Annotated in this window: 10 protein-coding genes; 5 read left to right on the top strand and 5 right to left on the bottom strand. The window is 63.4% G+C overall.

The annotated features are described in order from the left end of the window. The first annotated feature begins 3 nt into the window (after window positions 1-3). Window positions 4-276 (top strand): usg protein, encoded by a 273-nt coding sequence (locus ACFOJ9_RS31605; protein ID WP_378984968.1) that lies wholly within the window; start codon window positions 4-6, stop codon window positions 274-276. A gap of 305 nt (window positions 277-581) precedes the next feature. Here the strand turns inward: ACFOJ9_RS31605 and ACFOJ9_RS31600 are convergent, their stop codons facing one another. Both ACFOJ9_RS31600 and ACFOJ9_RS31595 read right to left on the bottom strand, forming a co-directional pair. Then, entirely contained in the window at window positions 582-1,616 is a 1,035-nt protein-coding gene (locus ACFOJ9_RS31600; protein WP_378984966.1) for an aldo/keto reductase, read from the bottom strand. Between the two features lie 58 nt (window positions 1,617-1,674). Then, a complete protein-coding gene (locus tag ACFOJ9_RS31595; RefSeq protein WP_378984964.1) occupies window positions 1,675-2,856 on the bottom strand; it encodes an MFS transporter in 1,182 nt (393 codons plus the stop codon). A 118-nt stretch (window positions 2,857-2,974) separates the two neighbouring features. Here ACFOJ9_RS31595 and ACFOJ9_RS31590 point away from each other — a divergent pair, with 118 nt between their 5' ends. Next, entirely contained in the window at window positions 2,975-3,883 is a 909-nt protein-coding gene (locus ACFOJ9_RS31590; RefSeq protein ID WP_378984962.1) for a LysR substrate-binding domain-containing protein, read from the top strand. Between the two features lie 45 nt (window positions 3,884-3,928). Here the strand turns inward: ACFOJ9_RS31590 and ACFOJ9_RS31585 are convergent, their stop codons facing one another. Both ACFOJ9_RS31585 and ACFOJ9_RS31580 read right to left on the bottom strand, forming a co-directional pair. Then, a complete protein-coding gene (locus ACFOJ9_RS31585) occupies window positions 3,929-4,978 on the bottom strand; it encodes an aldo/keto reductase (RefSeq protein ID WP_378984960.1) in 1,050 nt (349 codons plus the stop codon). A gap of 110 nt (window positions 4,979-5,088) precedes the next feature. Next, complete coding sequence (locus tag ACFOJ9_RS31580) at window positions 5,089-5,751, bottom strand: YggS family pyridoxal phosphate-dependent enzyme (protein ID WP_378984958.1); 663 nt, start codon at window positions 5,749-5,751, stop codon at window positions 5,089-5,091. A 155-nt stretch (window positions 5,752-5,906) separates the two neighbouring features. Here ACFOJ9_RS31580 and leuS point away from each other — a divergent pair, with 155 nt between their 5' ends. The 3 genes from leuS to ACFOJ9_RS31565 all read left to right on the top strand — a co-directional run bounded on the left by leuS (window position 5,907) and on the right by ACFOJ9_RS31565 (window position 12,115). Then, on the top strand, window positions 5,907-8,546 hold the full coding sequence (gene leuS, locus ACFOJ9_RS31575; RefSeq protein ID WP_378984954.1) for a leucine--tRNA ligase: 2,640 nt from the start codon (window positions 5,907-5,909) through the stop codon (window positions 8,544-8,546). Then, on the top strand, window positions 8,533-9,114 hold the full coding sequence (gene lptE, locus ACFOJ9_RS31570) for an LPS assembly lipoprotein LptE (RefSeq protein WP_378984951.1): 582 nt from the start codon (window positions 8,533-8,535) through the stop codon (window positions 9,112-9,114). Before leuS ends, lptE begins: the two co-directional genes overlap by 14 nt. A 301-nt stretch (window positions 9,115-9,415) precedes the next feature. Next, on the top strand, window positions 9,416-12,115 hold the full coding sequence (locus ACFOJ9_RS31565) for a DNA translocase FtsK (RefSeq protein ID WP_378984949.1): 2,700 nt from the start codon (window positions 9,416-9,418) through the stop codon (window positions 12,113-12,115). A gap of 85 nt (window positions 12,116-12,200) precedes the next feature. Here the strand turns inward: ACFOJ9_RS31565 and fsa are convergent, their stop codons facing one another. Then, window positions 12,201-12,857 carry a fructose-6-phosphate aldolase gene (fsa, locus tag ACFOJ9_RS31560; protein WP_378984947.1) on the bottom strand — a complete coding sequence of 219 codons (657 nt, stop codon included), beginning with the start codon at window positions 12,855-12,857 and terminating at the stop codon, window positions 12,201-12,203.

The following is a 12,857-nucleotide window of genomic DNA, read 5'->3' as shown; positions in this document are numbered from 1 at the left end:
GCCATGCGCGACCATTCCGAAATGGACCTGATGCTCAAAGGCTATGGCTTGACCACGGCCAAGATTCTCTATCACTTTCCCGACCACCCGCATCTGCTGCAGAGCTACATCTGGCAGGATTATGACCTCGCTCCGGAATTTCCGGTGCTGATACGGTTCATCGAATTCTGGAAGACCAGGCTCGACGGGCCGCTGCATTCGATCAGCTACACGCACCAGAAGCTGATCGCGCCGAATGAGTGGCGCAAGGTGGATGGCGAGTTCGTACTGCACTAAGAGCAGTAGGCAGGCATTTTATCGACCATTAGTGGTTGGCGCAAACGCCCATCGCGTCGTCATCCACGGGCGAAGCAAGGAGCGAAGCGACGCGGCGCAGACCCGCGGATCCATGCCGGGACTCCGAAGCGTCACAACGGTGCAGAATTCTGCTCCGCTGCACTTTACGGCCAAGGTCGCGGCATGGATCCTCGGGTCTTCGCGACGCCGCTTCGCGGCTGCTCCGCCCGTGGATGACGAAGTTGAGGGGCTACGGCTACTCCCCAATGTCTATGGCGGTCCCGGAACGTAGGACTGCGACTTAATCACACCGCCGGCGGGTTCAGCCGAGCAAAGCCTTCTTGCCGCCGATAGGAGAAATACGGGTAGGGCGCGGTGACTTCGCTTGCCGCGTCGAGTTTCCTGATCTGCTCCGGCGTCAACGTCCAGCCGACGGCGCCGAGGTTCTGGCGCAGCTGTTCCTCGTTGCGCGCGCCGATGATGACCGACGACACGGTCGGGCGCTGCAGTAGCCAGTTGATGGCGATCTGCGGCATGGTCTTGCCGGTTTCCTCGGCCACGGCGTCGAGGGCATCCATGACCCGGTAGAGATGCTCGTCCTCGACCGGCGGTCCGAAGCTCGCTGTGTCGTGCAGCCGGCTCTTTTCCGGCAAAGGCTGGCCACGGCGGATCTTGCCGGTCAGGCGGCCCCAGCCGAGCGGGCTCCACACCAGTGCGCCGACGCCCTGGTCGAAGCCGAGCGGCATCAGCTCCCATTCATAGTCGCGGCCGACCAGCGAGTAGTAGACCTGGTGCGCGATATAGCGCGGATAACCATGCTTGTCGGCTTCCGCCAGCGACTTCATCACTTGCCAGCCGGAGAAATTGGAGACGCCGACATAGCGCAGCTTGCCGACGCGAACCAACTCGTCCAGCGTCGACAGAACCTCCTCGATCGGCGTGCCGGCATCGAAGGCATGCAGCTGCAGCAGGTCGATATAATCGGTGCCGAGGCGCCTCAGCGCATCGTCCACGGATCTGATCAGCCGCGAACGCGATGAGCCGTAATCAGCCGGACCATCGCCCATCGGCAGCGAGGTCTTGGTCGAGATCAGCACGGCCTCGCGGCGGCCTTTTATCGCTTCGCCAAGCACCTCTTCCGAAGCGCCGTTCGAATAGACGTCGGCGGTGTCGAACAAGTTGACGCCGGCCTCCAGGCAGATGTCGATCAGCCGCCGCGCTTCCCTGGCGTCGCTGTTGCCCCAGGCGCCGAACAGCGGGCCGGAGCCGCCAAAGGTTCCCGCGCCGAATGAGAGTGCGGGCACTTTCAGGCCCGATGCACCGAGACGTCGATAGTCCATCTTTTTACTCCTGGTGGTGTGGAATGAAGGGTGTCGAAAGCGGGTTTGCAGAGGACTGTCACGACCGGATGGAGGCAGGCTCGCCGAGCGCCGGAGTGCGATCGAGACGCAACGCCAGTCCCGCCACACCGAGTGCCGCGAGCGGCAGCAGGGCGGCGACCCAGGTGAGGGAACCCAGGCCAAGGCCATGGGCAATCACCGCACCACCAAGCCAGGCACCTGCCGCATTGCCGAGATTGAAGGCGGCAATGTTGAAGGACGAGGCGAGGCTCTGGCCGGCACCTTGCGCCTTTTCCAGCACCCACATCTGCAGCGGCGCCACGGTGGCGAAGGCGGCAGCGCCGAGCAGGCCGACATAGATGACGGCCATCACCCGGCTGTGGATGGCGAAGGTCATGGTTGCTAGCACCAGTGCCAGCACCACGAGACTGCCCAGCACGGCCGGCACCAGCCAGCGGTCGGCGACCTTGCCGCCTAGAAGGTTACCGGCGATGAGGCCGCCGCCGAAGACGAGCAGGATCGGCGATACGGCCGCTTCCTTGAAGCCGCTGATCTCGGTCAGCAAAGGAGCGATATAGGTGAAGACGGCGAAGACGCCGGCATAGCCGAGCACGGTGGTGGCAAGACCGAGCAGGACGGGCGTGCGGCGCAAAACGGTGAGATCGGCGCGCAGGTCACTCTTTTCGGGCGCCGTCCGGCTGCGTGGTACCAGAGCCAGGATGACGGCGAAGGCCGCCAGACCGACCAATGTCACCGCCCAGAAGGTCGCCCGCCAGCCAAAGGCCTGGCCGAGCCAGGTGCCGAAGGGCACGCCGAGGATGTTGGCGATGGTCAGGCCGGTGAACATCAGCGCGATCGCCGAGGCCTTCTTGTTGGGCGCGACCAGGCCGGTGGCGACGACTGAGCCGACGCCGAAGAAGGTGCCATGGGCAAAGGCGGTGATGATGCGGGCGCCCATCAGCGTCCAGTAGTCGGGCGCCAGCGCACAGGCGAGATTGCCAAGCGTGAAGATCGCCATCAGTGCCAGAAGCACGGTCTTGCGTGGCCAGTTGCCGGTGGCAATGGTCAGCAGGGGCGCGCCGATGACGACCCCGAGCGCATAGCCCGAGATGAGCTGGCCGGCGGCCGAGATCGAAACGCCGAGATCCTCGCTGACATCGAGCAGCAGTCCCATGATGACAAATTCGGTGACGCCAATGCCGAAGGCACCGGCGGCAAGCGCGTAGAGAGCAAGAGGCATGGTGAGTTCCACTTCGATGACGAAGAGCGCCGTCCGCGCCCCGACCCCTGAGATCGTGTTGCCATGCATTGTGAACCAGACTTGCCTTGGGCACATTTTCTGTGAAATAGATTCACAAATGGCCAGGCCCGACATCAATCGCTCCGGCGAGATCGAAGTGTTCGTGCGCGTCGTCGAGGAAGGCAGTTTTTCCTCCGCGGCACGCGCCTTGCGCATGACGCCGTCGGCGGTGAGCAAGCTGATCGCGCGGCTGGAGACCCGGCTTGGCGCGCGGCTGGTCAGCCGTTCGACGCGAAAGCTGCAACTGACGCCGGAAGGCACCGCGTTCTACGAGAGCAGCCTGCGCATCCTCGCCGACATGGCGGCGGCCGAGCAGGAGGCAGCGGCGGGTGCGGCACCGCGCGGACGGTTGCGCGTCAACACCTATGTGCCTTTCGGAGTGCATCGGCTGATCCCGCTCCTGCCGCGCTTCCTCCAACGCTATCCGGAGATTTCGGTCGATCTGGTGCTGACCGACAGCGTCATCGACCTGATGGCGGAACGCGCCGACGTCGCCATCCGTGCCGGGCCGCTCGGCGAATCACGGCTGGTGGCGCGCAAGCTCGGGCAAAGCCCGGTGGTCGTCGTTGCAGCACCTTCCTACCTCGAAACGCATGGCATGCCGCTGACGCCAGCCGACCTCGACAGACACAACCGCATGGGCTTTGGATTCGTGCGGCATGTCGATGGCTGGCCGTTCCTCGACGCGGAAGGCCGCGCCATCATGGTTCCGATCACCGGCAACACGCTGGTCAGCGATGGCGAGGCGATGCGGCTGATGGCGCTGGCTGGCGCGGGCATCGCCCGGCTGGCGCGCTGGCATGTCGCCGCCGACATCGCTGCCGGCAGGCTGGTGTCGCTGCTGGAGGCATTCAATCCCGGCGACGAGGAGCCTACCCACGCCGTCTATGTCGGCCAGGGCCGGCATCTGCCGGCGCGGGTGCGCGCCTTTCTCGATTTTCTGGGGGAGAGCGTTCGGCTGACCTAGATATTTCTCGGGAGCTGATCGGCTCCCGAGATTTCTGGTTGAGCGTTATGCTTTCGGCGTGAACGGCGCCGGGCGCCGGCCCGTTGCCTGACGCTCCAGCATCCAGCCGGGGTATTCGGACGGCAGGGCGCTGACCTCGTCGAGACGAACCAGATCGTCGGTGTCGAGCTTCAGCTGGGTCGCGGCAAGGTTCTGCTCCAGCTGCTCCATGCGGCTGGCGCCGATGATGACGCTCATCACGAAAGGCTTGGCCAGGACATAGCCGAGCGCCACCGTGGCGACGCTCACATCGTGCTTTTTGGCGATTTCGCGCATGACGGCAACGGCCGCCCAGGCGCGGTCCTCATTGACCGGCGGGAAGTTGAAGCTGGCGCGGCGGCCTTCGCCATTACCCGGCGCGCCGGGGCCATATTTGCCGGACAGCAGGCCGCCGGCCATCGGCGACCACACCATCAGGCCGAGCTTCTCCTCGTTGAGCAGTGGGACGATTTCGCGCTCGAGGTCGCGGCCGGCGATCGAGTAATAGGACTGGACGGTCTCGAAACGGGCTAAGCCCTTGCGCTCGGCGATGCCGAGCGCCTTGGCAATGCGCCATGCCGCCCAGTTGGAGACGCCGACATAGCGGACCTTGCCGCTGGCAACGAGATCGTCCAGTGCCCGCAACGTCTCGTCGATCGGCGTAACGGTGTCGGTGCCGTGCAACTGGTAGAGATCGATATGGTCGAGTTGCAGCCGCTCCAGGCTGGCGTCGACCGAATCCATGATGTGGCCGCGTGACGAGCCGCGTTGGTTGGGGCCTTCGCCCATGGCGCCATGCGCCTTGGTGGCGACGACCACGTTCTGCCTGTTGACGCCGAGATCCCTGAGCGATTGACCAAGCAGGCGCTCGGACTCGCCAAAGGAGTAGACGTCGGCCGTATCGAAGAAATTGACGCCGGCGGCGAGCGAATGGGCAACGATCTCGTTGACGCCCTTCTGGTCGAGGCTGGCGATCAGGCCCCATTGGGCATTCTGGCCGGCGGCGCCGAAGGTCATTGTGCCGAGGCACAGTTCAGAGACGAACATCCCCGTATTTCCAAGCTGGTTGTAGCGCATGGTGGCGGCTCCAGAGAGTTTGTGATGACGCAAAGCAAATAGGAACGGTACGTTTCGTTTCCAGTCCTGGAGCAACGGGCCTGTCGGATTGGCCCAAAGGCCGTTGCGCCTCAGCGAGTGCCGAAGATCGCCGAACCGACCCGGACGCTGGTGGCGCCGAAGGCGATTGCTGTTTCGTAGTCGCCGGACATGCCCATCGACAGTTTGGTGACGCCGGCCTCATGCCCTAGCTTTTCCAGCAAGGCGAAGTGGGGGCCGGGGTTCTCGTCGGCCGGCGGGATGCACATCAGGCCTTCGATGGCGAGGCCATGCACATCGCGGCAGCGGGCGACAAAGGCCACCGCGTCGCGCGGCTCGATGCCGGCCTTTTGCGATTCGGAGCCGGTGTTGACCTGGACGTACAGTCTTGGTGCCCGGCCCTGCCTTGCGATCTCCTTGGCGAGTTCGGCGGCGATCTTCTCGCGATCGACCGTCTCGATGACGTCGAACAGCGCCACAGCCTCTTTTGCCTTGTTCGACTGCAACGGACCGATCAGATGCAGTTCGATGTCGGGGAATGAGCCCTTCAGCGCCGGCCATTTGCCTTGCGCCTCCTGCACGCGGTTTTCGCCGAAGACGCGCTGGCCGGCCTCGATGATCGGGCCGATGTCAGCGGCGTCAAAGGTCTTGGAAACCGCGACCAGCGTCACGGCGCCAGCTTCGCGACCGGCCTCGTGCTCGGCGGCGGCGATCTTCGCCTTGACCGCGAAAAACTGCTGAACGACGTCGCCCATATGCAAATCCTGCTGTTTTGACCGGCGTTTTTGTCAGACGCGATACCCATATGGTTGACGGGTTTGCCAAACCATGGTGAACACCCGGACCACATTCCCTGAACTGCCGTGCCGTCGCCCGCAGTTCGCGCATGCTTTTAAGTGAAAAACGTCCCATGGCAACCGAACGATACAATCCGCGCGCGTCAGAGCCCAAATGGCAGAAGGCCTGGGACGCCAAGAAGCTGTTTGAAGCGCACAATGACGATCCGCGCCCGAAATACTACGTGCTGGAGATGTTCCCCTACCCATCGGGGCGCATCCATATCGGCCATACCCGCAACTACACGATGGGCGACGTCGTAGCGCGCTACAAGCGGGCCAAGGGTTTCAACGTGCTGCATCCGATGGGCTGGGACGCCTTCGGCATGCCGGCCGAAAACGCGGCGATGCAGAACAAGGTCCATCCCAAGGAATGGACCTACCAGAACATCGCCACCATGCGCGAGCAGCTCAAGGTCATGGGCCTGTCGCTGGACTGGGCGCGCGAATTCGCCACCTGCGACGTTGACTACTACCACCGCCAGCAGATGCTGTTTCTCGATTTCGTCGAGAAGGGGCTGGTGACGCGTAAATCCTCCAAGGTCAACTGGGATCCGGAGGACATGACCGTGCTCGCCAACGAGCAGGTCATCGACGGGCGCGGCTGGCGCTCGGGTGCGCTGGTCGAACAGCGCGAACTGACGCAGTGGTTCTTCAAGATCACCGACTTCGCGCAGGATCTGCTGGACTCGCTCGACGGCCTCGACGAGTGGCCGGAAAAAGTGAAGCTGATGCAGCAGAACTGGATCGGCCGCTCGGAAGGCCTGCTGATCCGCTGGCCTCTGGCTGTTCCAGATGCTGGCAAGATTAGCAACGGCGAGCATGAGCTGGAAGTCTATACGACAAGGCCCGACACCATCTTCGGCGCCTCCTTCATGGCTGTCGCCGCCGATCATCCGTTGGCCAAGAAAGCTGCCGAGAGCAATCCGGAGCTGGCGAAGTTCATCGAGGAAGTCCGCCATATGGGCACCTCGGTGGCGGCGCTGGAGACGGCTGAGAAGAAGGGTTTTGACACCGGCATCCGCGTCGTCCATCCGTTTGACGACAGCTGGACGCTGCCTGTCTATGTCGCCAATTTCGTGCTGATGGAATACGGCACCGGCGCCATCTTCGGCTGCCCGTCCGGCGACCAGCGCGACCTCGACTTCGCCAACAAATACGGCCTGCCGGTGATTCCTGTGGTGATGCCGGAAGGCGAGAATCCGGCGAGCTTCCAGATCATCGATGAAGCCTATGACGGCGACGGCGTGATGATCAATTCACGCTTCCTCGACGGCATGAAGCCGGATCGGGCTTTCGCCGAGGTGGCAAAACTGCTGGAGCAGAAGACCATCGGCAACCGGCCGATGGCCGAGCGCAAGGTGAATTTCCGCCTGCGCGACTGGGGCATTTCGCGCCAGCGCTACTGGGGCTGCCCGATCCCGATGATCCATTGCGAGGATTGCGGCGTGGTTCCGGTGCCGAAGGCCGACCTGCCGGTCAAGCTGCCCGACGATGTCGATTTCGACCGGCCGGGCAATCCGCTCGACCGGCATCCGACATGGCGGCATGTGAAGTGCCCGCAATGCGGCAGGGATGCGCGGCGCGAAACCGACACGATGGACACGTTCGTCGATTCGTCCTGGTATTTTGCCCGCTTCACCGCACCGTGGGCGTATGAACCGACCGATCCCAGGGCGGCGAATGAATGGCTGCCGGTCGACCAGTATATCGGCGGCATCGAGCACGCGATCCTGCACCTGCTCTATTCGCGCTTCTTCACCCGCGCCATGCGTGAGACCGGCCATGTCGATCTGGCCGAGCCGTTCAAGGGCTTGTTCACGCAAGGCATGGTGGTGCACGAAACCTATCGCGTCGGCTCGGCATCGAATGGCCGCTGGCTGGCGCCCACCGAGGTTCGGCTGGAGGATGTCGACGGCAAACGCAGCGCCATCGACATCGCCACCGGCGAGGCCGTCACCATCGGCCCGCTGGAAAAGATGTCGAAGTCCAAGAAGAACACGGTGAGCCCGGAAGACATCACCGATGGCTACGGCGCCGATACGGCGCGCTGGTTCATGCTCTCGGATTCGCCGCCCGAGCGCGATGTCGAATGGACCGACGATGGCGCCGCAGGCGCGCATCGCTTCATCCAGCGCATCTGGCGCCTGGTGTCGACGGCGGCCGAGACGCTAGCCGGCATCAAGCCTGTGGCGGCCGGCAGCGGCGAGGCCGCGGTGGTTTCCAAGGCCGCGCACAAGATCCTGAAGGCGGTCGGTGAGGATATCGAGAAGCTCGCTTTCAACCGCGCCATCGCCCGCATGTACGAACTGGCCAACGCGCTGACCACGCCGCTCAACGAGGTGGCCGAAGGCAAGGCCGATGCAGCGCTGAAAGGCGCCTGCCGGCAGGCGGTGGAGATTCTCGTGCATCTGATCGCGCCGGTCATGCCGCATCTGGCCGAGGAGTGCTGGGAAACGCTCGGCGGCGCCGATCTGGTTGCCGAACGGCCGTGGCCGGTCTTCGATCCGGCGCTGGTCGTCGACAACGAAGTCACCTATCCGGTACAGGTCAACGGCAAGAAGCGGGGGGATTTGACAATTGCCCGCGACGCGGACCAAGGTGCGGTCGAAAAAGCGGTATTGGCTCTCGACTTCGTGCAGAAAGCACTCGAAGGTAAGGCTCCGCGCAAGGTGATCATCGTGCCGCAGAGGATCGTCAATGTCGTTGCCTGAGCCGGAAAAGACAAAGTTGAGCCGTTTGCTGCGCCGCATCGCGCTTGCCGGCCTGGTCGGCTCGCTCGTGCTTGTCTCGGCCTGCACGGTGCGGCCGCTCTATTCGAGTGCGCCGCTGTCGGGTTCGCAAGCCAGCGCCAGTGCCGAACTGGCGTCGATCGGCATCAAGCCGGTCGGCTCGCGTTACGGCCAACAGGTGCGCAACAATTTGATTTTCGGGTTTGGACGAGGCGCCGGCGAGCCGGCCTCACCGGCCTATTCGCTCACTCTCGGCGTGACCGAAGCCGTCGAGTCCTCGGCACTTGTGCAGGTGGGAACCGACCAAGACGAGCCGACTGCCGGTTCCGTGACGCTGACCGGCACCTATACGCTGGCCGATGCGAAGACCGGTGTGGTGATCGCATCCGGCAAGCGTTCGATCACCTCCTCCTTCGACAGGCCGCGTCAGGAATTCGCCGCATACCGGGCGCAGATCGACGCCGAGAATCGCGCCGCGCGCGAATTGGCGGAAGCGCTGCAGCTGTCCATTGCCCAGGATCTGGTCAGGCACAGCAAGACGGCTGGCTAGCACGGCTCATCGTTTCACGGAAACGGCCTGGGTCCCAAGCCTTATGGGATGATCGTGAGACCACGATCAGATTCCCGAATCGGGATCGTCCGGCATCGCCTCGATACGCCGGTTCCCCACGGCACAGCGAGCGGATAGCGCCACGGGCGTGTGCGCTGTGAGACGACGATCATGCCGCGTCGCTCGCAGAGCCTGTCACGCGGATTTTGCTGCCCAATGATCGTCGGCGATCCATCCGGGAAGCAACTGTTAACCACTCGCTCCCTATTGCTCGACAGACATTTCAAAGTGAGTCTTGAGAATGGAAGCCAGGCGTTTTTCCCGGGTCAATTTATCGAAGGCAGCATCGCCCGATGATCCCGAGGGGAAGCGTCTCGACGGCATCAGCGACAGGGGCGGTCAGCGAACGCATTCAGCTGCGACAGGCGATGTTGATCGGCCGGCGCACAAGGGACTGGATGGCCGGCAGCCCGGTACACACCAGGCCGGCTATTCCGCGCCGGTTGTCGATCTCGGCGGCAACAGGCGGCCCTATATGGAGCCGAGGGGTGGCTCGGAGGCGAGCAACGTGCCCTCGAAAATCGGCGATATCGAAAGTCCTGCTTGGCAAGAATATTTCTTCCTCGCCCCCAACGTGCGGTTTACCCGCACTCCGGACTATGAACCCAAAAAGCATCGCCAGCAGCACGACCGTCTTGTCGAGCAAGGCGATACGGACGCACTCCCAAGACAGCAGGCAGTCGCGCCAACGATGGTCGGTCAGGCATCTTCGACGCCCTCGCTCCTGGCATTGCCGGCATCGGTAAAAAGCCCCGCCTCCCAGCCGCTGGCCGACCGCGGAGCCGCAACGCAAAGGCCGTCACCGCCGGCTGCGGCTTTCGTTCCCCCGGGGCGCGCTGGAGAGAAGGCGCGAGCCGTTGCGCCGGTGCCGGCCGCAACGGGACGAGCGTTCACGCGCGCAGTTGCCGCTCCGGGCGCCCAGATCAAACCGGCTGCTCTCGAAAAACTGCGCTGGCCCTATCTTTCGGATCACGCCTTCTTCGAGGCTATGGCGCCCTATCTGGTCGATGTTTCGTCCCGGCAAGCCACCACAACCTCGCCTGCACCGGTCGCGGCGGTGCCCGTCGCAGCTGCGCGGGCCGACATCCGCCTGCCGGCAGTGACCGATGCCACCTCGCTGTTTCGTGTCATCGAGTGCCTTCCGGGTCAGGCCTCGAAGCCGTTGCCGGACGTTTTGCCGGCTAACTCGAACGAGGCTCTCGCTCAGCCTGAAGTGCCAGCGAGCAACGCGTCACTGCAGGCCCAGCCCGCTGCAATCCCCGCTGCGGCGCGCGATGCCGTTCCCGTGCCCGCCCTCGCAAGTGCGGACGCCACCGTCAGGGTTGCAGCCGCGCGACCTTCTTCACGCTTGCCTCGGACCGGCAAAATTGTGCCATCTACGTCAGGCGATCCCTATGAGCTTCCCCCGGAAGACCTGTTGCAGCAGCCCCCGGAGGGACAAGGCTTCTACATGTCGCAGGAGCGGCTCGAGCAAAATGCCGATCTGTTGGAAAGCGTGCTCGAAGATTTCGGGGTGCGCGGCGAGATCATTCATGTTCGCCCAGGCCCGGTCGTCACGCTCTATGAGTTCGAGCCGGCGCCGGGTGTCAAATCCTCTCGCGTCATCGGGCTTGCCGATGATATCGCCCGCTCCATGTCTGCGATTTCGGCGCGCGTCGCCGTTGTGCCTGGCCGCAATGTCATCGGCATCGAGCTTCCCAACGAGACCCGCGAAACCGTCTATTTCCGTGAGCTGATCGAATCGGAGGGCTTCCGCAAGACCAGCTGCAAGCTGGCGCTTTGCTTGGGCAAGACAATCGGGGGCGAGCCTGTCATCGCCGAGCTGGCGAAGATGCCTCATTTGCTGGTGGCCGGAACCACCGGCTCCGGTAAGTCGGTTGCCATCAACACCATGATCTTGTCGTTGCTCTACCGGCTGAAGCCGGAAGAATGCCGGCTGATCATGGTCGATCCCAAGATGCTCGAACTCTCCGTTTATGACGGCATCCCGCATCTTCTGACGCCCGTCGTCACGGACCCCAAAAAAGCCGTCACCGCACTCAAATGGGCGGTGCGCGAAATGGAGGACCGGTATCGCAAGATGGCGCGGCTCGGTGTGCGCAACATCGACGGCTACAACGAGCGCGCCGCCGCTGCGCGCGACAAGGGCGAGACCGTTGTCATGACTGTGCAGACCGGCTTCGAAAAGGGCACCGGCGAGCCGCTTTTCGAACAGCAGGAAATCGACCTTGCGCCGATGCCCTACATCGTCGTCATCGTCGACGAGATGGCCGACCTGATGATGGTCGCCGGCAAGGAGATCGAAGGCGCCATCCAGCGTCTGGCGCAGATGGCGCGCGCTGCCGGTATTCACCTGATCATGGCAACGCAGCGCCCCTCGGTCGATGTCATCACGGGCACGATCAAGGCCAATTTCCCGACCCGGATTTCCTTCCAGGTTACATCCAAGATCGACAGCCGCACCATCCTGGGCGAGCAGGGCGCCGAACAACTGCTTGGCCAGGGCGACATGTTGCACATGATGGGTGGCGGGCGCATTTCCCGCGTGCATGGGCCCTTTGTTTCCGATGCGGAGGTCGAGCATGTCGTCGCGCATCTGAAGGCGCAGGGCCGCCCTGAATATCTGGAAACCGTTACAGCCGACGAGGATGAGGAAGAAATCGAAGACGACCAGGGTGCGGTCTTCGACAAGGGGGCCGTCGCAGCCGAAGACAGCGATGCCATCTACGACGAGGCGGTCAAGGTGGTGGTGCGCGACAAGAAGTGTTCGACGTCCTACATCCAGCGCCGCCTCGGCATCGGCTACAACCGCGCCGCATCCCTGGTCGAGCGCATGGAAAAGGAAGGATTGGTCGGCACACCCAACCATGTCGGCAAACGCGAAATCATCATGGGACGGCGCCAGCAGGCGGCCGCGCCTGACGATGACAGCGCGGATTGACCGGCGGGCTCCTTTGGCGGCGTGGCCTGAAGCGCATTAAAAAAGGCCGGTCACCCGGCCTTTTTTAGTTGAAAGTGGTGTGGCCTCAGCCGATCTTCTGGCCGGTCTTGGCCCAGTCGGCGAGGAACTGTTCCAGGCCCTTGTCGGTCAGCGGGTGCTTGACCAGCGCCTTCAGGGTCGCCGGCGGTGCGGTCACAACATCGGCGCCGATGAGTGCTGCCTGCTTGACGTGGTTCACGGTGCGCACCGAAGCGACGAGGATCTCGGTCTGGAAATCGTAATTGTCGTAGATCTGCCGGATCTCCTGGATCAGCTCCATGCCGTCGATGCCGATGTCGTCGATGCGACCGACGAAGGGCGAGATGAACGAGGCGCCGGCCTTGGCCGCCAGCAGCGCCTGGTTGGCCGAAAAGCACAGCGTGACGTTGACCAGGCGGTTCATCTCGGTGCGGATCGTCTTGCAGGCCTTGAGACCGTCCAGCGTCAGCGGCACCTTGATGCAGACATTGTCGGCGATCTTGGCCAGAACCTTGGCCTGCTGCATCATTTCGGAATATTCGGTGGCGGTGACTTCAGCCGAGACCGGACCCTTGACGATGTCGCAAATCTCTCTGGTGACCTCGGAGATCTTGCCGCCGGATTTGAGGATCAGCGACGGGTTGGTGGTGACGCCGTCGAGCAGCCCCAGATCGTTCAGCTCACGGATATCCTTGACGTCGGCGGTGTCGACAAAAAATTTCAT

Source organism: Mesorhizobium cantuariense, from assembly GCF_042647205.1.
GTDB classification, from domain to species: domain Bacteria; phylum Pseudomonadota; class Alphaproteobacteria; order Rhizobiales; family Rhizobiaceae; genus Mesorhizobium; species Mesorhizobium cantuariense.
Note: the sequence above shows the minus strand (reverse complement) of the source record. Positions and strands in the feature narration are given on the sequence as shown.

Excerpts from the sequence above, each read along its gene's own strand:
- ACFOJ9_RS31565 (WP_378984949.1), top strand. The coding sequence starts at position 9,416 with ATGGAAGCCAGGCGTTTTTCCCGGGTCAATTTATCGAAGGCAGCATCG.
- fsa (WP_378984947.1), bottom strand. The coding sequence starts at position 12,857 with ATGAAATTTTTTGTCGACACCGCCGACGTCAAGGATATCCGTGAGCTG.
- lptE (WP_378984951.1), top strand. The coding sequence starts at position 8,533 with ATGTCGTTGCCTGAGCCGGAAAAGACAAAGTTGAGCCGTTTGCTGCGC.
- ACFOJ9_RS31595 (WP_378984964.1), bottom strand. The coding sequence starts at position 2,856 with ATGCCTCTTGCTCTCTACGCGCTTGCCGCCGGTGCCTTCGGCATTGGC.
- ACFOJ9_RS31585 (WP_378984960.1), bottom strand. The coding sequence starts at position 4,978 with ATGCGCTACAACCAGCTTGGAAATACGGGGATGTTCGTCTCTGAACTG.
- leuS (WP_378984954.1), top strand. The coding sequence starts at position 5,907 with ATGGCAACCGAACGATACAATCCGCGCGCGTCAGAGCCCAAATGGCAG.
- ACFOJ9_RS31600 (WP_378984966.1), bottom strand. The coding sequence starts at position 1,616 with ATGGACTATCGACGTCTCGGTGCATCGGGCCTGAAAGTGCCCGCACTC.
- ACFOJ9_RS31590 (WP_378984962.1), top strand. The coding sequence starts at position 2,975 with ATGGCCAGGCCCGACATCAATCGCTCCGGCGAGATCGAAGTGTTCGTG.
- ACFOJ9_RS31580 (WP_378984958.1), bottom strand. The coding sequence starts at position 5,751 with ATGGGCGACGTCGTTCAGCAGTTTTTCGCGGTCAAGGCGAAGATCGCC.
- ACFOJ9_RS31605 (WP_378984968.1), top strand. The coding sequence starts at position 4 with ATGCGCGACCATTCCGAAATGGACCTGATGCTCAAAGGCTATGGCTTG.